Below are 18,989 nucleotides of genomic sequence, written 5' to 3'. Positions count from 1 at the left end.
GCGGGATTTTGGTCCCGCCGCGCTTGGTCCGAGACGTCCGAGATCAATAGATCTTGGAGAACTTTTCGATGTTGGACTTGTCGAACTGGAAGGGCGGAGCCATCGCAGCCGAGTTGCTGTCATCGAGCGTGACCTTGCCGACGCGGCCGATCGACAGCGTTGCGCCCGGCTTTGCCTCTTCCTTCTTCACCGCCAGATCATGAGCGAGGTAGACGGCGGAGTAGCCGAGGTCGATCGGATTCCAGAGGGCAACCGCCTGGCTGGAACCGTTGTCGATGAACTTCTTGAACTCCGACGGCAGCGCGAGACCGGTGACATTGACCTTGCCGATCAGGTTCGCGTCGGTGACGACCTGGGCAGCGGCAACGACGCCGACGGTGGTCGGCGCGATGATCGCCTTGAGGTTCGGATAGGATTTCAGCAGGCCCTTGGCTTCGTCGGTGCTCTTGGCCGAATCGTCATCGCCGTAGACGGTGGCGACGAGTTTGATCTTGGGGAATTTTTCCGGCAGGATTTTCTTGGCCGCGTCGATCCAGGCGTTCTGGTTGGTCGCGGTCGACGAAGCCGACAGAATGGCGACTTCGCCGCCTTCCGGCAGATAGTCGGCGGCAAGCTTGATGATGGTCTCGCCGATCAGGCCGGTGTCGGACGGGTTGAGGTGCAGCTGGCGGCCTTCCTTGGCGACGCCCGAATCCCACGAGATGACGGTGATGCCGCGCTCCATCGCCTTCTTCAGCACCGGCACCAGCGCGTCGGCGTCATTGGCCGAAATCGCAATGGCGTTGACCTTCTGCGCGATCAGCGAATTGACCACTTCGATCTGCGCTTCGGCGGTCGCCTTGGTCGGGCCGGTGTAGATGATGTCGACATCGCCGAGTTCCTTGGCCGCCTCTTCGGCACCCTTGTTGGCAGCGTCGAAGAAGCCGTTGCCGAGCGACTTCACCACCAGCGCGATCTTGACGTTCTCGGCATAGGCGGCATTCACGAACATGGCGGCCGAGAACGCGGCCGTCACCATCAATTTCTTCAGAAAGCTCATCGTATTTCCTCCCTTGAGCGTTGCATTCCATCGTCGCTGCGGTTGGCCTCAGGCCTGCAGCGAGGATTCTTCCTTTGCCGACTTGCGGGCGACGATCAGCGTCACACCCGCGGCCTCCAGCATGTTGGCTTCGCGATCCTCGATGCCGTCATCGGTGATGACGGTGGCGATGCGCTTGAGCCCGCACAGGATCAGGCTCGAGCGCTGGCGGAATTTCGATGAGTCGACCAGCACCACCAGTTCGTCGGCCTGGTCGATCAGTTTCTGCTCCGCCTGGATCAGCAGCGGGTCGCCTTCCATCAGGCCAAGCGGCCCGAGCCCTTGAGCGCCCATGAACATGCGGCGCGCGTAGAAATTACGCGTCACGTCATTGTCGAAGGGCGAGAGGATGATGTTCTGCTCGCGGTAGATGGTGCCGCCCGACAGCATGACGGTGTTCTTCGAATGCTTGAGCAGGTGCTCGGCGATGGGGAACGAATTGGTGAAGATCGGCATGCGGCGTCCGGTCAGGAAATGCACCATCTGGAAGGTGGTGGTGCCGCCATTGATGATGATCGGTTCGCCGTCCTTGCACAGCTCCACCGCTTCGCGCGCAATCGCGCGCTTCTGCGAAGCGTTAAGCGTTTCGTTGACGGAAAAGGGCCGGCCGGCGAGGCCGATGAACTGCGGTGGCGAGATCGCCTCGGCGCCGCCACGCACGCGACGCAGGCGCTTTTGCACATGAAGAGCCGCGATATCGCGCCGGATCGTCGCCTCGGAGGAGTCCGTCAGGTCGACCATCTCCTGCACCGTCACCACAGGCTTTTCCTGGACGGCGGACAGAATGATCCTGTGGCGCTCTTTTTCGTGCATGGTTCCTCCCTGCATGGTCATGAGGCACTAGAAAACCACCAGTGTCAATCATTTCCGCTCATATAATTTCATTGTGCAGTGCAATATGATCGATCTTGATCGTTTATGATTGACAACCGAGATGCTTGCGTAGACATTTCCGGCAAAATGGACCGCGCCTTTTGCGTCCCAGGGAGGATAATCATGCTCGACAAGCGCTCCGGCTCGCGCCTTGCCAACCTTTGGGACGATGCTAAAGCCAAGGGGCTGAGCGAGCCTGAGCTTCTGGTCTATCGCTCCAACACGCTCGGCTCCGACAAGCGTGTCACCAATTATGGCGGCGGCAACACCTCGTCCAAGATCCGGCAGAAGGACCCGCTCTCTGGCGCCGAAGTCGAAGTGCTATGGGTCAAGGGCTCGGGCGGCGACAGCGCCTCGATCAAGCTGGACGGTTTCGCCACGCTTTACATGGACAAACTGCAGGCGCTGAAAGGCCTTTATCGCGGCGTCGCGCATGAGGACGACATGGTGGGCTATCTTCCCCACTGCACCTTCAATCTCAACCCGCGCGCGGCCTCGATCGACACGCCGCTGCACGCCTATGTGCCGAAGCCGTTCGTCGATCACATGCATCCCGATGCCATTATCGCGATTGCCGCGGCCAAGGATTCCAAGGCGTTGACCAAGGAGATATTCGGTGACGCCATCGGCTGGCTGCCGTGGAAGCGGCCGGGCTTCGAACTTGGCCTCTGGCTGGAGAAATTCTGCGTCGAACACCCCGAGGCCAAGGGCGTCATCCTCGAAAGCCACGGCTTGTTCACCTGGGGCGACACACCCAAGGAGTGCTATGAGACGACGATCTCGGTCATCAACCAGGCGATCGAATGGTTCGAGCGCCGCTCCGAGGGTCTCGCCATCTTCGGCGGCGAAGTCGTCAAATCGCTAGACGCCGCTGAGCGCCGCGCCATCGCGGCGAGACTGATGCCGAGGATCCGCGGCCTGATTTCGGAGAAGAGCCACAAGCTCGGCCATTTCGACGATTCCGCCGCTGTGCTCGAATTCGTCAACTCCAGGGATTTGCGCCCGCTGGCGGCACTCGGTACCTCATGCCCGGATCATTTCCTACGCACAAAAATCCGCCCGCTGGTTATCGAGTTCGACCCAGCGAAGCCCGACGTCGAAGCCGTGATTGCGCGCCTCGCCGACGATATTGCTGAGTACCGTGTCGGCTACCAGGCCTATTACGACAGCTGCAAGCATCCGGACTCGCCCCCGATCCGTGACCCCAACGCCGTGGTCTACCTGATGCCCGGCGTCGGCATGTTCACCTTCGCCGGCGACAAGGCCACCGCCCGCATCTCTGGCGAATTCTACGTCAACGCCATCAATGTCATGCGCGGGGCCTCGACCGTTTCGTCCTATGTCGGCCTGCCGGCGCAGGAGGCCTTCGACATCGAATACTGGCTGCTCGAGGATTTGAAGCTGCAGCGCATGCCGAAGCCGAAGTCGCTCGCCGGCCAAATCGCGCTGGTCACCGGCGGCGCCGGCGGCATCGGCCGCGCCACCGCCAATCGCCTGCTGCGCGAAGGCGCCTGCGTCGTGCTGGCCGATATCGACGAGACCGCACTTGCCAACGCCAACGACGAACTGGCGAAAGCCTATGGCAAGGACTTCGTCCGGCCGGTGCTGATCAACGTCACCGCGGAGGAGCAGGTGATTTCCGGCTTCGCCCAGACAGCCGTCGAGTTCGGCGGCATTGATATTCTCGTCTCCAACGCAGGCCTCGCCTCCTCGGCGCCGATCGAGGAGACGACGCTGGCGCTGTGGAACAAGAACATGGACATATTGTCGACCGGCTATTTCCTGGTCTCGCGCGAAGCCTTCCGGCTGTTCCGGGCCCAGAAGATCGGCGGCAATGTCGTCTTCGTCGCCTCCAAGAACGGTCTTGCCGCGTCACCCAATGCCGCCGCCTATTGCACCGCCAAGGCGGCCGAAATCCATCTCGCCCGCTGCCTGGCGCTGGAAGGCGCGGAAGCCCAGATCCGGGTCAACGTCGTCAATCCGGACGCCGTGCTGCGCGGTTCGAAGATCTGGACCGGCGAGTGGAAGGAACAGCGCGCCGCCGCCTACAAGATGTCGACCGACGATCTGGAAGAACACTACCGCTCGCGCTCGATGCTGAAGCGCTCGGTGTTTCCCGAAGACATCGCCGAAGCGATCTATTTCCTGGCGTCCGACATGTCGGCCAAATCCACCGGCAACATCATCAACGTCGACGCCGGCAACGCGCAGAGCTTTACGCGCTGAGTTAAGGGCGGAGCGCTTCTCTTCTCCCCGTCACTATACGGGGAGAAGGTGGCCCGAAGGGCCGGATGAAGGGCAGCGCTGACTGAACGCATTGGGAGGAATAGCACTTGTCCGAAACCATCATCGCCGCCGATCTCGTCTCCAGCCACAACGCCCAGCGCAAACCCGACCTCGAGCGCGACTACGCGTCGCTCGGCGAACGCCTCGACCGCCGCGGCATCGCCATCGATGCCATCCGCGACAAGGTCGAGAAATTCGCCGTCGCCATTCCGTCCTGGGGCGTCGGCACAGGCGGCACGCGGTTTGCCCGCTTTCCCGGCGCCGGCGAGCCGCGCGACATTTTCGACAAGATCGAGGACTGCGCCGTCATCAGCCAACTGACACAGGCGACGCCGACCGTCTCGCTGCATATACCGTGGGACAAGGCCGATCCGAACCGGCTGAAGCAGGCGGCCTCGCGCTTCGGCCTCGGCTTCGACGCCATGAATTCCAACACCTTCTCGGATGCCAGGGACCAAAAACTGTCCTACAAGTTCGGGTCGCTGTCGCATGCCGATGCCGGCACGCGCCGCCAGGCGGTCGAGCACAATCTGGAATGCATCGAGATCGGCAAGACGCTGGGGTCCAGGGCGCTAACAGTGTGGATCGGCGACGGCTCGAATTTCCCCGGCCAGGTCAATTTCGCCAAAGCCTTCGAGCGCTATCTCGACGCGATGAAGGAGATCTATGCCGGACTGCCCGCCGACTGGAAACTGTTCACCGAACACAAAATGTACGAGCCGGCTTTCTACTCCACGGTCGTGCAGGACTGGGGCACCAACTACCTCATATCCAAGGAGCTGGGCGACAAGGCCTACTGCCTGGTCGACCTCGGCCACCATGCGCCCAACGTCAACATCGAGATGATCGTGTCGCGGCTGATCCAGTTCAAGAAACTCGGCGGCTTCCACTTCAACGATTCCAAATATGGCGACGACGATCTCGATGCCGGCTCGATCGATCCCTATCGGCTGTTCCTGGTCTTCAACGAACTGGTCGATGCCGAGCTGTCCGGCGCCGAGGGTTTCGATCCCGCCCACATGCTCGACCAGAGCCACAACGTCACCGATCCGATCGAAAGCCTGATGCTGTCGGCGGTCGAGGTGCAGCGCGCCTATGCGCAGGCGCTGCTGGTCGACCGCAAGGCGCTCGAGGGTTTCCAAGACGGCAATGATGCGCTGATGGCGACGCAGACGCTGAAAGCTGCCTACCGCACCGATGTCGAGCCGATCCTTGCCATGGCGCGGCTGAACACAGGCGGCGCCATCGATCCAGTCGCCGCATATCGGGCGGCGGGCTACCGGGCGAAGGTCGCGGCGGAACGGCCGGCGGTTGTGGGCGGTTCAGGCGGGATTGTTTGAGATTGGCTAATCTCCACCACAGGGGGGAGATCAGCTTGCCTCTGCCGGCAGGCGAACATCAATATGTGTTCGCTCATATTGATGATGGACTCGGCCGCTCCATGTAGCTCTTCTAGGCACCGCACTTGGAGCACCGCCATGCCCTTGACCCGCCGGACGCTGATTGGCGTCACCCTTTCGCTCGCAATTGCGCTCGCGCCATCCGGCGCGCTCCATGCCGCCTCGCCACAACCGGCGAAGGGCGAGCACGGCATGGTCGTCACCGCCCAGCATCTGGCGTCGGAAGCCGGCGTCGAGGTGCTGAAGAAGGGCGGCAATGCCGTCGATGCGGCGGTCGCCGTCGGCTATGCGCTCGCCGTCGTCTACCCTAATGCCGGCAATATCGGCGGTGGCGGGTTCATGACCATCCGCTTCAAGGACGGCAAATCGACCTTCCTCGATTTCCGCGAGCGCGCGCCGCTGGCGGCAACCAAGACCATGTATCTCGACAAGGACGGCAATCCGGTGAAGGGCGCCAGCCTTGATGGCTACCTTGCGGTCGGCGTACCGGGTTCCGTGGCAGGGTTCGAGATGGCTCGTGAAAAATATGGCACGCTGCCACGCCAGGATTTGATGGCGCCGGCAATTGCCTATGCCAAGGATGGCTTCATCCTCGACCAGGGCGACGCTGCTTCATTCGCGAGCAATGCCGCACGGCTGGCGAAGGACCCTGCCGCCGCCGCCATCTTCCTGAAGCCGGACGGCAAACCCTATGGCGCCGGCGAGCGTCTCCTCCAGCCCGATCTTGCAGCCTCGCTCGCCGCCATCTCCGAAAAAGGCGCCGACGCCTTCTACAAAGGCGCCATCGCCGACGCCATCGTCAAGGCGAGCGGCGCCAAGGGCGGCATTCTGGCCAACTCAGACTTCGAGCAATATAAGGTACGCGAGCTGCAACCGGTGAGCTGCACCTATCGGGGCTATGAGATCACGTCCTCGCCGCCGCCAAGCTCCGGCGGCGTCATCATCTGCGAAATCCTCAACGTGCTGGAGGGCTACCCGCTGTCTTATCTCGGCGCCCGCTCGGCCGAGACCGTGCATGTCATGGTCGAGGCGATGCGCTACGCCTATGTGGACCGCAACTCGGCGCTCGGCGATCCCGATTTCGTCGACAATCCGGTCTCGAAACTGCTCGACAAGGGTTACGCCAAGGAGATCCGCGACAAGATCGACCCGTTCCGCGCCGGCGTCTCGCAGGATTTGATGCCGAAGGGCTTCGGCGAGTCGAAGGAAACGACGCACTATTCAATCATCGACGATGACGGCAATGCGGTCGCGGTCACCTATACGCTGAACGGTTCGTTCGGCGCCGGCGTGGTCGCCGACGGCACCGGCATCCTGCTCAACAACGAGATGGATGATTTCACCCAGAAGCCTGGCGTGCCCAACCTCTACGGTCTCGTGCAGGGAGAGGCCAATGCCATCCAGCCGAAGAAGACGCCGCTGTCATCGATGAGCCCGACCATCGTCGCCAAGGACGGCAAGCCGTTCATGGTTATCGGCAGCCCCGGCGGCTCGCGCATCATCACCATCACGCTGGAAGCCATCGTCAACGTCATCGACCACGGCATGAACATCCAGGAGGCGATCGACGCATCGCGCATCCACCATCAATGGCTGCCCGACACGATCTATGTCGAACCGTTCGGCCTGTCGCCCGACACTGAAAAACTGCTGGCCGGCATGGGCTACCACCTCGATCTCGCGGATTCTACCTGGGGTCAGGCGGCCGGCATTCTTGTCGGCGGCAAGAGCCTGGCGGAAATCGAGAAGGGCGGCGGCGCCCGCTACAACGGCGCCATCGACAGCCGCGCCGCATCCGGCGAGGCGATTGGCTACTGATCAAAACAAGAGATTGATCAGAGGACGAGCGTAAGCGTCGACCCGACGAGCATCAGCGCCGCGATCACGACGAACGCCGCGTAGATGCGGGGACGGTCGAGGAGCAGCGCATTGCCCGATATCCAGGCCGCGGTTGCGCCGCCAAGCGCAAACAGGAAGCCGTTCCGGTGACCAAAGGTCATGGAAGCGGCCATCAGCCCGCCAATGATCAGCGCGCCGAAGACGATGATCACGGCAACGGCGTATTTCTCGAAGTCGTTGCCGCCGCCCATGGCCGGGCCGATCGCGTTCAAATTCGTCAGATCGTCCGGATCGAACGGGTTGGTCGATCCATATTCATCTTGACCGACAGGTTCTCGCATCATTCATTCTCCGCTGACCGGCAACAAATCATCAACATCTGCCGAGCGCAACCGGATCGCGCCGTGCCGAAGGCCGCCGATGCGGTCTTCAACACTTTCTGATGCCGACTTGCCACGGTTTTTTTGCGCCGGTTCACAAAATCTACCCTGCTTTCGGGTCCACACGCCTGAATACCTGGAAAATGAATTACCTGGAAAAATCGCTGCGCACGATGCGGTGCCGCTGCAGCTTGTCGTAGAAGGTCTTGCGCGGAATGCCGAGCGCTTCAATCGTGCGCCGGACATCGCCGTCATTGCGGCCAAGCGCCTCGCGGATGACATTGGCTTCATAGCGTTCCAGCCGTTCCGGCAGTGAGCTGGCGTCATCCGGCTCCGCCGGGGCGGAAGGTGGCGCTTGCGCCGCTTCCTCGAGTCCCAGCACGAAACGCTCGGCGAAATGCGCGAGTTCACGCACATTGCCCGGCCAGTCGTGCTGGCTCAGATGGCGGTGCACTGAGGCAGGCACGGCTGGCATTTGCCGGCGGAAGCGGCCGGCTGCACGCTCGGCGAAGTAGAAGAACAGCAGGGCGACGTCGTCGCGGCGTTCGCGCAGCGGCGGGATCGAGATCGTCACCACATTGAGCCGGTAGTAGAGATCCTCGCGGAAGGCGCCGCGCCGGCTGGCGTCGCCGAGATCGACCTTGGCGGCGGCGACGACGCGCAGGTCGACCGGCCGGATTTCATTGGTGCCGAGCGGCGTCACCTCGCGCATTTCCAGCACCCGCAGCATCTGCACCTGGGTCGAGGCCGGCATGCTTTCGATCTCGTCGAGGAACAGCGTGCCGCCGCTCGAATGCTCGATCCGGCCGATGCGCTTCTTCTGTGCGCCGGTGAAGGCGCCGGCCTCATGGCCGAACAGCTCGCTTTCGATGACCGTGTCCGGCAGCGCGCCGCAATTCAGCGCCACGAAATTGCCCCTGGCGCGGCGGCTCCAGCGATGCAGCAGGCTCGCCACCACCTCCTTGCCGGAGCCGGTCTCGCCGGTCACCAGAACGTCGACATCGGTATCGGCGATTTGCCGCAGCGTCCGGCGCAATCGCTCCATCGCCAGCGTCTGCCCGATCAGCGGCAGGCCGTCCTGCGCCTGTTCGGCGCTTTCGCGCAAGGCGCGGTTCTCCATCACCAGCCGGCGCTTTTCCGCCGCCCGTGCCACACTTTGCGCCAGCCGGTCGGCGGCGAAAGGCTTGGTGATGAAGTCGTAGGCGCCATCCTTGATCGCCTTGACCGCAACCGCGATGTCGCCATGCCCGGTGACCAGGATTACCGGAATGTCGGCATCAAGCTGCAAGACGCGGTCGAAGAGCTGCAGGCCGTCAATGCCGGGCATGCGGATGTCGGACACCACCACGCCGGGAAAATTGGCGTCGAGCCCGGCCAGCGCCTCGTTCGCCACCGCAAAGGCCGAGACGGAAAAACCAGCGAGTTCCAGCGTCTGCCGCGTGGCCCTCAGCAATTCGCTGTCGTCGTCGATCAATACGACCGGTGCGGTGTCCATCATGCTGCCCTGGCGAGGTGAATGGTAAAGCGCGTGCCGGCCTGGTCGCTCGCCACCTCGATGCGTCCGCCATAGTCGGCGACGATGTCTTGCGAGATGACGAGGCCGAGCCCGAGGCCTTTTTCCTTCGAGGTGTTGAACGGCGTGAACAATGACTTGAGGATGGCAGGCGAAATGCCCGGCCCATTGTCGGCGACGGCAAGCGCCACGCCTTCGGCCGTCTCCTGGGCCGAAACCTCCACCCTGGCGCCGTCGCGGCCGTCCAGCGCTTCCAGCGCATTCTGGAACAGGTTGATCAGCACCTGTTCGAGCCGCAGCCGGTTGCCCATCACCTTGAGCGTTACCGGCGGCAGCGTGATATCGAGTGCGTCCAGCCGACCGGCAAAGCGGCTTCTGAGCAGCACCACGGCGCCCTCGATGACGCCGCGCAGTTCGACCGGTTCGGCTGCCGTGCGCCCCTTGCGGGCAAAGACCTTCAACTCTTCGGTGATGCCGCCGATGCGCTCGGTCAGCGCGGCAATCGCGCCAAGGTTCTCCTCGGCCGAGGCGGTCTGCTTGCGCTCCAGGAACACACGCGCATTGTCGGCATAGGCGCGGATCGTTGCCACCGGCTGGTTGATCTCATGCGCGACGCCGGCGGCAACCTGGCCGAGGGTAGCAAGACGGTTGGCCTGCACCAGTTCCTGCTGCATGACCTGAAGCTTGGCTTCGGTGCTGCGGTGATCGGTGATCTCGGCCTGCAGCCGGTCGCGAGCCAGGCTGAGGTCATGCGTACGCTCGACGACGCGGCGCTCGAGCTCGATGCGCGCTGCCTGTTCGGCTGCGATGCGCATCTGCGCCGACTGACGGCGCCACAGGAGATAGCCGGCCAGCGCCAGCAACGGCACCACGACGCCCAGCGCCAGCAGCCGCATCTCACGCACCGCAGCCGCGATCGGCGCTTCGACCGGCACGAGATAATCGAGCCGCCATGGCGTCGATTGGACCAGTGTCGAAAGCCTGAGATATTCGGCATCGCTGCCGCCCGGTGTTATCGCATGCACCATCGACACGTCAGGGCTCAATGCCTCGGGGCGTGTGATCGGCAAGGGGATCAGCGGCGCGTTGCCGAATTGCTGGCTGCTCCGGATGGCGGCAGCCACCGGGCCGGCCAGCGGCGCGGTGGTCATGAAGCGCCAGGACGGCACGCTGGTGATCAGCACGACGCCGTGGTCGTCGCTGACATAGGCCGGCCGGTTGGCCTCATGCCAGTCGGCTTCAAGCTGGTCGAATTCCATCTTGACGACGACGACGCCGAGCGGCGCCGCCGCATTGCCGACGCGACGCGAAATATAGAGGCCCGGGCGCTTGCTGATGTTGCCCAGCGCAAAATATTCGGCCGTTCCGGATTGCATGGCGCCGGAGAAATAGGCGCGGAAACCATAGTCGTTGCCGACGAAGCTGGTTGTTTCGCGCCAGTTGCTGGAGGCGATCGCAAACCCGTCGACGCCGGTGACGTAAAGCACCGAAGCCTTGGTGCCGGAGACCAGCCCTTCGAGCTTGCGGTTGAGCACGTCGATCGTGACAGCGCCCTTGTTCTGCAGGGCGTCATGCACCTGCTGGTCCTCGGACAAGAGCAGCGGCAGCGCCCGCGGGCTTTCCAGCACGGCGCGCAGCAACGCAACCTTCAGATTGGCATCGGTGCGGCCTTGCGCCGCCAGTGCCGCGACCTCGGCGCGGCGCGCGTAGAGGCCGGCGCCGGTGAGCGCCGTGGCAACGATCACCAGCGCGATCGCCGCAAACAGCAGCCAGGCGCGACGCGCGCGTTTGCCGAGTTGCTCGGGCGTCGGCGACAGGACCGCGGCAGGGCGTTGCAGCATTCCCTATTTGTGCATGATTTCGCACAAAGCACAATTCAGTCATGCGGATGTCCGCACTTGCGGTTGCGGCGCACCAGCTCGGTCGACAAAGATCTCCAACAAAATCAATGGATACGGTAATGCCGCTCAGTCTGGCACGGCAGTTGCAGTGACCAGTACAGCAGTCGCGAGGCTGCGGAAACAACTTGCCCCGGGAGGTCGAGCTTTCGATCGGGGCGCCATGGAGGACGTCATGCAGCCAGCATTCGCTGCCGCCGAACCGCGCGGCAAGCTACCCTTTTACCGTCATCTCTACGTGCAGGTCCTGACGGCGATCGCGGCCGGCATCCTGCTCGGTCATTTCTATCCCGAACTCGGTGCTTCGCTGAAGCCGCTCGGCGATGCCTTCATCAAGCTGGTCAAGATGGTGATCGCGCCGGTCATCTTCCTGACGGTGACCACAGGCATTGCCGGCGTCTCCGACCTGAAAAAGGTTGGCCGCGTCGCCGGCAAGGCGATGATCTATTTCCTGGTCTTTTCGACCCTGGCGCTGGTCGTCGGCATGGTCGTCTCCAACGTCGTCCAACCGGGCGCCGGCATGCACATCAATGCGGCGACGCTCGACCCCTCGAAGGTCGCCACCTTCACCGAGAAGGCGCATGACACGACCATCGTCGCCTTCCTGCTCAACATCATCCCCGACACCATCACCGGCGCCTTCGCGCAAGGCGACATCCTGCAGGTGCTGTTCTTCTCGGTGCTGTTCGGCATCTCTCTCGCTCTGGTCGGCGAGCGCGGCCGCCCGGTCGTCGATTTCCTGCAGGCGCTGACCTCGCCTATCTTCCGCCTGGTCGCCATCCTGATGAAGGCCGCCCCCATCGGCGCCTTCGGCGCCATGGCCTTCACCGTCGGCAAATACGGCATCGGCGCGATTGCCAACCTCGCCTTTCTGATCGGCACCTTCTACCTGACGTCGCTGCTCTTCGTGCTGGTCGTGCTCGGCGCTGTCGCTTGGTACAACGGCTTCTCGATCCTCGCCTTGATCCGCTACATCAAGGAAGAGCTGCTGCTGGTGCTCGGCACCTCGTCCTCGGAAGCCGCTCTTCCCGGCCTGATGGCCAAGATGGAGCGCGCAGGCTGCAACCGCTCGGTGGTCGGCCTGGTCATCCCGACCGGCTATTCCTTCAACCTCGACGGCACCAACATCTACATGACGCTGGCGGCGCTGTTCATCGCCCAGGCGACCGATACGCCGCTCACCTATGGCGACCAGATCCTGCTGCTGCTCGTCGCCATGCTGAGCTCCAAGGGTGCCGCCGGCATCACCGGCGCCGGCTTTATCACGCTGGCCGCCACGCTCTCGGTGGTGCCTACTGTGCCGGTCGCCGGCATGGCACTGATCCTCGGCGTCGACCGCTTCATGTCGGAATGCCGGGCGCTGACCAACTTCGTCGGCAATGCAGTGGCGACGATCGTCGTGGCGCGCTGGGAAGGCGAACTCGACCAGACCAAGTTCGCCGCCGCCATGGCCGGCACATTGTCCGAGGAAGCCGACCTGGCGCTGTCGGGCGATCTGCAGCCCGCCTGACCGCTCCGGGCACTGACGTTTGAGCACAAGGCCGCAGCCGATTCGGTTGCGGCCTTTCCTTTTCCGCCTGCACGTGGCTGGCGCTGGCCGGGCCCTCCCGGGTAGGGTGCGGACGTAAAACCGAAAGGCCGGCGCATGAGCAATCCGTACCCCGAAATCTACCTCGTCCGTCACGGCGAGACGGAGTGGAGCGCTTCGGGAAAACACACCGGCCGCACCGACATACCGTTGACGGCAAAGGGCGAGGCGGCAGCTCGCGGCGTGGCGGACCGGCTCAAGGATCTGTCCTTCCAGGCGGTGTGGTCGAGCCCGTCGCAGCGAGCCTTCAGCACCTGCACGCTTGCCGGCTTCGGCGCTGCTGCCGTCAAGAAGGACGACCTGCAGGAATGGGACTATGGCGCCTATGAGGGCGTTAAGACCAAGGAGATTCTTGTGCAGCGCCCCGGCTGGCAATTGTTCCATGACGGCTGTCCCGACGGCGAGTCGGTAGCGGATGTTGGTGCCAGGGCCGACAGGATCATCGCCGGGCTGCGGGCAATCGAGGGCAATGTGCTGGTGTTTTCAAGCTCGCATTTCCTGCGCGTGCTGGCCGCGCGCTGGCTCGGTCTGCCACCCGAAGGCGGTGCGCACTTCGTGCTTGATACCGCGAGCCTCAGCATCCTCGGCTATGAGCACGATCTGAGCGAGCCGGTGATACGCAGGTGGAACCAGAAGTAGTGTTTCTCAGCAAGCCTGCCTCTTAACGCGCGAGCACCGCCAATTCCTCCGATGTCAGATGCCGCGCCTTGCCCATGGCGAGCTCGCCGAGCTGCAAACCGCCGATCGCCACCCTGACCAGCCTCAGCACCTCGATATCGAAGGCGCCGAGCAGGCGGCGGATCTGGCGGTTGCGGCCCTCGTCGAGCACGATTTCCAGCCATGCGGTGCGGCCGCCGCTGCGCAGCAGCTCGATCGAACTTGCGGCCAGCAGCTCGCCATCGACGATCGCGCCGTCGCGAAACCGCTTCAGCATCGCTTCGTCTGGCGCGGCACCGATCTGCACATGATAGGTCTTGGCGACATGCGAGGCCGGATCGAGCAGGCCGTTCGCCCAGCGCGTGTCGTTGGTCATCAGCAACAGACCTTCGCTGGCCTTGTCGAGGCGCCCGACCGGCGACACGAAAGGCAGCTCGAGCCCGGTGAGGCAGTCATAGACGGTGCCGCGATCCTGTGGGTCGTCGCGGGTGGTGACCAGCCCGCGCGGCTTGTTGATCATCAGGTAGACTTTTGCCTCGGCGACGATCTGCTCGCCGTCGACGTTGATGCGGTCGCGGCCGAGATCGACGCGCAGCGACGGATCGCGCACCACCTTGCCGCCAACCCGCACGCGCCCTTCGGCGATCAGCAGCTCGGCCTGCTTGCGCGAACACAGGCCGAGTTTGGAAAGCGCCCGGTTCAGGCTGACGCCTGCGCTCGCGGTCTGGTGTTGGGCGGTGTCTGGTGGCCGTGCCATGTCCTGCTTGCCATCCCAATGATCGGCATCGACAAATGCCACGCCCCGCATTGGCTTCGCAACCTGCCGCGGCATCAACATCACGGGTCGCGGGAGCGGGGCTGTTCTCAAATACGATGTGTCAGGGGGTCGGGCTCAACAGCCCGCCATGGAACGCTGCCCCGCGACGGACGTTGTTGCCGACGAGCGATTTGTCGCGAAAGGCACCGCCATGAAGAAAATCTACCAAAAGCCGACGCTCGTGAAGCGAGGCAGGCTCACCAGCCTGACGGCTCAGATCGTCGCTTCTGGGGTCATTCTGGGGGAATGATCCCCCAGATAACGGAAGGGATAAATCGATGAGCGAGCGCGGCGTTGATTTCCTGCAGGGCTGGATCCACGAGCACCTGCCGGGCGAACTGCCTGCCGACAAGGCAACGGCTCGAACCCTAACCACGCGAGCTGCCCTGGATGCTCGGCATTTAGGCCTTGAGGTCAGCGAGATCGAAGAGGATCTCGGTCCGCTGGAACGGGTGATTTTCGAGGCGCTGGATCAGCCCGATATCTGAGCCCCCGATATGAGCCCATTGCAGGCGATATTGGCCCATCGCCATCCTGGCGGGGGCTTTTCCGTGATGGCATCCGTGGGTGCGCAGCCCTAGGCAGCCCGCGCAGCTGACGCTCCCCGTGCCGGCGGCAATTCGAACACAGTGGCGCCGTTCTCTCGGCCGCGTTCGACATAACCGATGACACGGAACCATTTGCCGACGTCGGCCCGCTGCAGCCAGCTGCGCGAGTGGATGGGAAGGTTGCCGGCCAGCGCCTGAATGTGGCGGATGTGGCGCCTGCAGAAGCGGACCGTCGCGGCGCTGAAGAAACCCTCCTGCGCGGCAAACAGCGTGTCGGCGGCGTCGCTGTTCTCGTGCCAGGCGACGATCGCCACCGTCTTGTCGCCCTCGACCAGCGCGTGCGCTCGGCCTTCCTTCAAATTCATCATCAGATTGTCGTAGGCGACCTTGCTGTCCTTGCCGGCGGCCACATACTCGTCCGACATCCGCGTGGACAGATCACGGAAGACACTTTCGAGATCGCCGATCGTAGCTGCGCGTGCTCGCATTTCTCCTCCTGCAGCCCCGGCAGGCAGTTTGCCCCAGGGAGAGGGGATCACCAAGTAAATCAAATCCGCCATTTGGCCGATGCGCGCAAAGTGATTTCAGAAGGCGGGTTTATTGCGTTGGCAAATCGCTCCCGTGGAACCGAACTTGCCTCCCCCGAATTGACTCGCGATCGCGTTCGGGAGGGGAAGCATGCAAGATCAGCATTTCGATGAGCCGGTTCGCGTGGCGCTCGGCAGGTCCAGAAACACGATCTACAAGGTGGAGCGTGTCGCGCAGGCCGCTGACATCCTCATGAACCGATGGCCCGTGAAGACAGGCGGCTATCACGTCGCCGCCCGCAAAGCCTGCCTTGGCGTTCTGGAAGGCCTTCAAGAGGCGCGCTATGCCCGCGCCGCCTTCGTCAACGCGGCGATCGAGGCCGATATACTGCTCGAGCGCGACCGCGAGGGTTGAGCGGTCCATCGCCTCTTTGTTTGGCGTGAGGTAAACTGGCAGACCGGTCGGGAGCCTTCCATGTGCAACGACTATGAGCAGCATATTCTCTGGGCTGAATATTGCCGGATGCTGGAGTCGCTGGCACTCGAGATCCCGACCCATCAGACCGAACTTGACCTGCCGCGGGTTGATGACATCCATATCAACGATCCAGCCCCGATCATGCGCGCCGCCGGCGACACTGGCGTTGTTGAACTGACGTCGATGACGTTTGGATTTCCGCCGGCCGGCCCGAAAGGCGGACCAGTGTTCAACTTCCGCTCCGAAGGCCGGCAATTCGCCGGCAGCAAACGCTGCCTCGTGCCGGCATCCGCCTTCTTCGAGTTCACGGGCACGAAGTATCCGAAGGCAAAGCATCGCTTCACGCTCAACGGCTCGCCGTTCATGGCCATCGCAGGGCTTTGGCGTGAAGCTGCCGGCAACAAGCCGCCAACCTTCACCATGCTGACAACCGAGCCTGGACCGGATATTGCGCCCTATCACAGTCGGCAGGTCGTGGTGCTTCGGCCTGAGAATTGGTCCGCCTGGCTCAGTCTGACGAAGCCGGAAGCCGAACTGCTGCAGCCGCTTCCAGCCGGCTCGCTGCGCGTGGAGACCGTGCGCCCCGAAAGTTCATAACTCGGTTGCGCAGGCTTGCCGGCACAGCCGGCAGGCCGAAATCAGGAATCCGTCGGTGCGGCGCCAGGAAGTCAAGCCCTTGATGTTCAGAGAAAACTGGTGCCCAGAGGCGGAATGGGCAGATCGCTGAAAAAAGACAACAAAATCAACGACGCGGCTGACCGATTTGCACTCGCTGTGTAACACCGGTGTGTAGAAAGGTCTACTATAAGCCTGCGCCTCGGATGCGTTGCTGCCTCAAGAACGCTCAGTTCCCATCTTGAAAGTTACGTGATTCTGACTTACGAGGAAGGTCGCGGCAGATGCCGCCTCGCTCAACGAGCGTGAGCAGGGCTCCCTTGGCCCAGCTTAGAGACAGCGATCCCTGTTCTGTAGTTGCTCGGTCAGCAGGAACATGGCCAACGGCGTTCACACCGCCTCCGGATGACCGAACGGCCCGTCTCGTCAAGTCCTAGCTCAGCATGAGTCGGGCTGGCGAACGGCATTTAGATGCTCGTCGGCGGCTCGACTCCAAGTTCAAAGGAGTCAGCAACAATGGTACCGACTGCACCGAATCAATTATCCAATACGCGAGCCGTCCTCGGACACAATCAACCTCCCGAGAGTTCGGTTGCAAAGCAACTTAACGGCATTGAAAGGGCTGTCGGAACCTACGAGGACCTCCGCAATGACGGCCTTCGCCTCTGCATCGTACAGGCCACGTCTGTGGCCCAAGAAATCAGACAAGGGGGGCCGCGTGCGTGGGCGGATTTCATTAACGAACCGAAGTGGGGCGAAAACGCGCCACCATCGAATGGTAAGAAATATCTCTACCATGTTTTTCGTTGGATTTTTGGTCTGGGAGGCGCCGCGGCCAAGAATGCCAGCCTTTATAGTCGCGCGGTGCAGGCGCTGCTCAACGAAGGCGTCGAGGTTGAGGAGCTTGAAGAGCATTTGAAGCGAAGTACACTCAAGAAACTCGCTGCAACTGGTGCCTCGTCGAAGCGAGAAAAAAAGAAGATTGTCGGCCACCGTACGCGACCGAGCAAGCCTAATAGTCCATCTAACAAAGCTACCTGCCAATCCAAACTGGATAGCAAGATTGCAAACAAACCAGAGGCATCAAAAGCCGATACGCCGACGACGACGCGGGCGCACTACGATGGCTCCATCAAGGTGGAGTTCGTTGGCAACACGCAGCCCTTTCTTGGTTTGGAAAGGAACAAGGATTTCATTTTGCGGGCTCGGGTTATCAGCCTTGGGAATCCCTTCAAGATTGCTATCAACGAGGCCTTCCTTGACCCAGACCCTCGCGACTAGGTCATCACGGTCAGCCGAGCCGTCTTTCCGCAGGCAAACTTGTGGAGGTCGATCATTTCGGACGGTCCGAAATTGCAGTTAAGACGTTCTTCAAAGGCCGGTCGAGCTAAAGCTCCGCCGGCCTTTTTTTAACCTGCCTCTCGTCGCGATGTCTTGGCAACGCGCCGAGGTCGCCGGTAAAGGCTCATTGCCAGCCACGGCCCAATCCCAATTGTCGAACATCGAACAGTCACGCCACGCGCGGAATCGCCACGCATAGCCGACCTGTTCTTCACCCTTTTGGATGTCGGTTCCACTGGACCCGCATATGGCTGTGTTTGTCGGTGGGAGGCGATTGGGGCTGCCTGAGGAGGCTACGGCAACACGGTATTGGAGGCAGGCCACCGACCCCCACTACCCACGGGAAGACACCTCACACGGGAGGACAACCCCAACACAACCAACCAATCCAAGGAGGAGACGATGGCTATAGAGCTGACACCGAAAATCATCGAGGACCTAACGTACGGATACACCTCAATGGTAGAAGAGCGAATGGTGTGCGGCGCGACAGCGACGCTGCTTACCTTCCAGTTCAACCACCTCAGCGGCTCGACATCGACCGTCAACAAGAAGATGCAGGAAACGGTGGAGAAGGTTTATTCGCAAATTCTGACACGCTGTTTTAAGAAGCCTAAGAACATACCGACGATCAAAATGCCGTTTTGGATTTGTACGCCCGACTATCCAGTTTTTAAGCGCCACAAAGACAACTTTCGCACCATCGTGAACAATGACGGGCGGCATATCCACGTCATCGCTGTAATGCCTCCCGACACACGCATGACTCAGACGCTCGACGACCATTTTCATCACGAGCAGTTCCGCTATTCAGGCTATAAACCTCGCCCACTTTGGTGCCTGGATTCGCAGCCAATTACGCACGATCTTTCATTCGTAGTCGACTACGGTCGTAAGGGCATCAAGACCCCTCGTGTGGGGTTCGACGGGCAGTTCATCCTTCCGCGCACCCACTCGGAAATGGAGTCGGTTCGAGCCGACAAGGCCGACCGGGAACTCGTCAACGACCTCAACTTTTAGAAACAGGTAGCCCGCCTGGGTTGAGCACACAAAACCCGCGGGGCAACCGTTGAATTAGGACCAGGGGTTGCCCTTGGATACCGGCCCCACCAACACCCCAATTTGACACACAAACCATAAAATAGCCGCTT

General features: G+C 62.2%; 18 protein-coding genes. 11 read left to right on the top strand and 7 right to left on the bottom strand.

The genetic code is table 11. The features are described from left to right. Positions 1-43: 43 nt before the first annotated feature. Positions 44-1,039, bottom strand: coding sequence for a rhamnose ABC transporter substrate-binding protein (gene rhaS / locus NKJ58_RS16715; RefSeq protein WP_023669661.1), 996 nt, complete (start codon positions 1,037-1,039; stop codon positions 44-46). Between the two features lie 48 nt (positions 1,040-1,087). Next, positions 1,088-1,891 (bottom strand): DeoR/GlpR family DNA-binding transcription regulator, encoded by an 804-nt coding sequence (locus tag NKJ58_RS16710; protein WP_023669662.1) that lies wholly within the window; start codon positions 1,889-1,891, stop codon positions 1,088-1,090. Between the two features lie 183 nt (positions 1,892-2,074). Here NKJ58_RS16710 and NKJ58_RS16705 point away from each other — a divergent pair, with 183 nt between their 5' ends. From NKJ58_RS16705 to ggt, 3 genes are all read left to right on the top strand, one after another. Continuing rightward, on the top strand, positions 2,075-4,177 hold the full coding sequence (locus NKJ58_RS16705; protein WP_023732397.1) for a bifunctional rhamnulose-1-phosphate aldolase/short-chain dehydrogenase: 2,103 nt from the start codon (positions 2,075-2,077) through the stop codon (positions 4,175-4,177). A gap of 107 nt (positions 4,178-4,284) precedes the next feature. Further along, on the top strand, positions 4,285-5,577 hold the full coding sequence (gene rhaI, locus NKJ58_RS16700; protein ID WP_023669664.1) for an L-rhamnose catabolism isomerase: 1,293 nt from the start codon (positions 4,285-4,287) through the stop codon (positions 5,575-5,577). 138 nt (positions 5,578-5,715) lie between these two features. Beyond that, positions 5,716-7,455 carry a gamma-glutamyltransferase gene (gene ggt, locus NKJ58_RS16695; protein ID WP_023669665.1) on the top strand — a complete coding sequence of 580 codons (1,740 nt, stop codon included), beginning with the start codon at positions 5,716-5,718 and terminating at the stop codon, positions 7,453-7,455. A 17-nt stretch (positions 7,456-7,472) separates the two neighbouring features. On the opposite strand, the gene NKJ58_RS16690 is transcribed toward ggt, so the two are convergent. The 3 genes from NKJ58_RS16690 to NKJ58_RS16680 form a co-directional block, all read right to left on the bottom strand. Beyond that, a complete protein-coding gene (locus NKJ58_RS16690) occupies positions 7,473-7,820 on the bottom strand; it encodes a hypothetical protein (RefSeq protein ID WP_032885862.1) in 348 nt (115 codons plus the stop codon). Between the two features lie 184 nt (positions 7,821-8,004). Further along, entirely contained in the window at positions 8,005-9,354 is a 1,350-nt protein-coding gene (locus NKJ58_RS16685; protein WP_352519427.1) for a sigma-54-dependent transcriptional regulator, read from the bottom strand. Next, positions 9,351-11,210, bottom strand: coding sequence for a sensor histidine kinase (locus tag NKJ58_RS16680; RefSeq protein ID WP_352519428.1), 1,860 nt, complete (start codon positions 11,208-11,210; stop codon positions 9,351-9,353). The genes NKJ58_RS16685 and NKJ58_RS16680 overlap by 4 nt, the downstream gene beginning before the upstream one ends. Before the next feature lie 232 nt (positions 11,211-11,442). On the opposite strand from NKJ58_RS16680, the gene NKJ58_RS16675 reads away from it, so the two are divergent. Then, positions 11,443-12,777: a dicarboxylate/amino acid:cation symporter gene (locus NKJ58_RS16675; RefSeq protein WP_502900874.1), complete on the top strand. Its 1,335-nt coding sequence runs from the start codon at positions 11,443-11,445 to the stop codon at positions 12,775-12,777. Positions 12,778-12,912: 135 nt separating this feature from the next. Further along, positions 12,913-13,494, top strand: a complete 582-nt coding sequence (locus NKJ58_RS16670; protein ID WP_023681915.1) for a histidine phosphatase family protein — start codon at positions 12,913-12,915, stop codon at positions 13,492-13,494. A 22-nt stretch (positions 13,495-13,516) separates the two neighbouring features. Here the strand turns inward: NKJ58_RS16670 and NKJ58_RS16665 are convergent, their stop codons facing one another. After that, positions 13,517-14,269 (bottom strand): pseudouridine synthase, encoded by a 753-nt coding sequence (locus NKJ58_RS16665; protein ID WP_023681914.1) that lies wholly within the window; start codon positions 14,267-14,269, stop codon positions 13,517-13,519. Between the two features lie 148 nt (positions 14,270-14,417). On the opposite strand from NKJ58_RS16665, the gene NKJ58_RS16660 reads away from it, so the two are divergent. Beyond that, the gene (locus NKJ58_RS16660) at positions 14,418-14,579 is read left to right on the top strand and encodes a hypothetical protein (RefSeq protein WP_023669672.1); all 162 of its coding nucleotides are present in this window, start codon (positions 14,418-14,420) and stop codon (positions 14,577-14,579) included. A 28-nt stretch (positions 14,580-14,607) separates the two neighbouring features. Beyond that, the gene (locus NKJ58_RS16655; RefSeq protein ID WP_023669673.1) at positions 14,608-14,817 is read left to right on the top strand and encodes a DUF768 domain-containing protein; all 210 of its coding nucleotides are present in this window, start codon (positions 14,608-14,610) and stop codon (positions 14,815-14,817) included. An 89-nt stretch (positions 14,818-14,906) separates the two neighbouring features. On the opposite strand, the gene NKJ58_RS16650 is transcribed toward NKJ58_RS16655, so the two are convergent. Further along, entirely contained in the window at positions 14,907-15,365 is a 459-nt protein-coding gene (locus NKJ58_RS16650; RefSeq protein WP_023669674.1) for a hypothetical protein, read from the bottom strand. Between the two features lie 190 nt (positions 15,366-15,555). Between NKJ58_RS16650 and NKJ58_RS16645 the strand changes: the two genes are divergently transcribed. The 4 genes from NKJ58_RS16645 to NKJ58_RS16630 all read left to right on the top strand — a co-directional run bounded on the left by NKJ58_RS16645 (position 15,556) and on the right by NKJ58_RS16630 (position 18,858). After that, positions 15,556-15,819, top strand: a complete 264-nt coding sequence (locus NKJ58_RS16645) for a DUF982 domain-containing protein (RefSeq protein WP_023681913.1) — start codon at positions 15,556-15,558, stop codon at positions 15,817-15,819. 60 nt (positions 15,820-15,879) lie between these two features. Further along, on the top strand, positions 15,880-16,479 hold the full coding sequence (locus tag NKJ58_RS16640; RefSeq protein ID WP_023681912.1) for an SOS response-associated peptidase: 600 nt from the start codon (positions 15,880-15,882) through the stop codon (positions 16,477-16,479). 534 nt (positions 16,480-17,013) lie between these two features. Continuing rightward, on the top strand, positions 17,014-17,778 hold the full coding sequence (locus tag NKJ58_RS16635; RefSeq protein WP_352853486.1) for a hypothetical protein: 765 nt from the start codon (positions 17,014-17,016) through the stop codon (positions 17,776-17,778). Between the two features lie 462 nt (positions 17,779-18,240). After that, positions 18,241-18,858: a hypothetical protein gene (locus NKJ58_RS16630; RefSeq protein ID WP_352853484.1), complete on the top strand. Its 618-nt coding sequence runs from the start codon at positions 18,241-18,243 to the stop codon at positions 18,856-18,858. Positions 18,859-18,989: the final 131 nt, after the last annotated feature.

This window comes from Mesorhizobium sp. M0139 (assembly GCF_040322455.1).
Taxonomy (GTDB): Bacteria; Pseudomonadota; Alphaproteobacteria; order Rhizobiales; family Rhizobiaceae; genus Mesorhizobium.
This window is presented reverse-complemented; position numbering and strand designations above follow the sequence as displayed.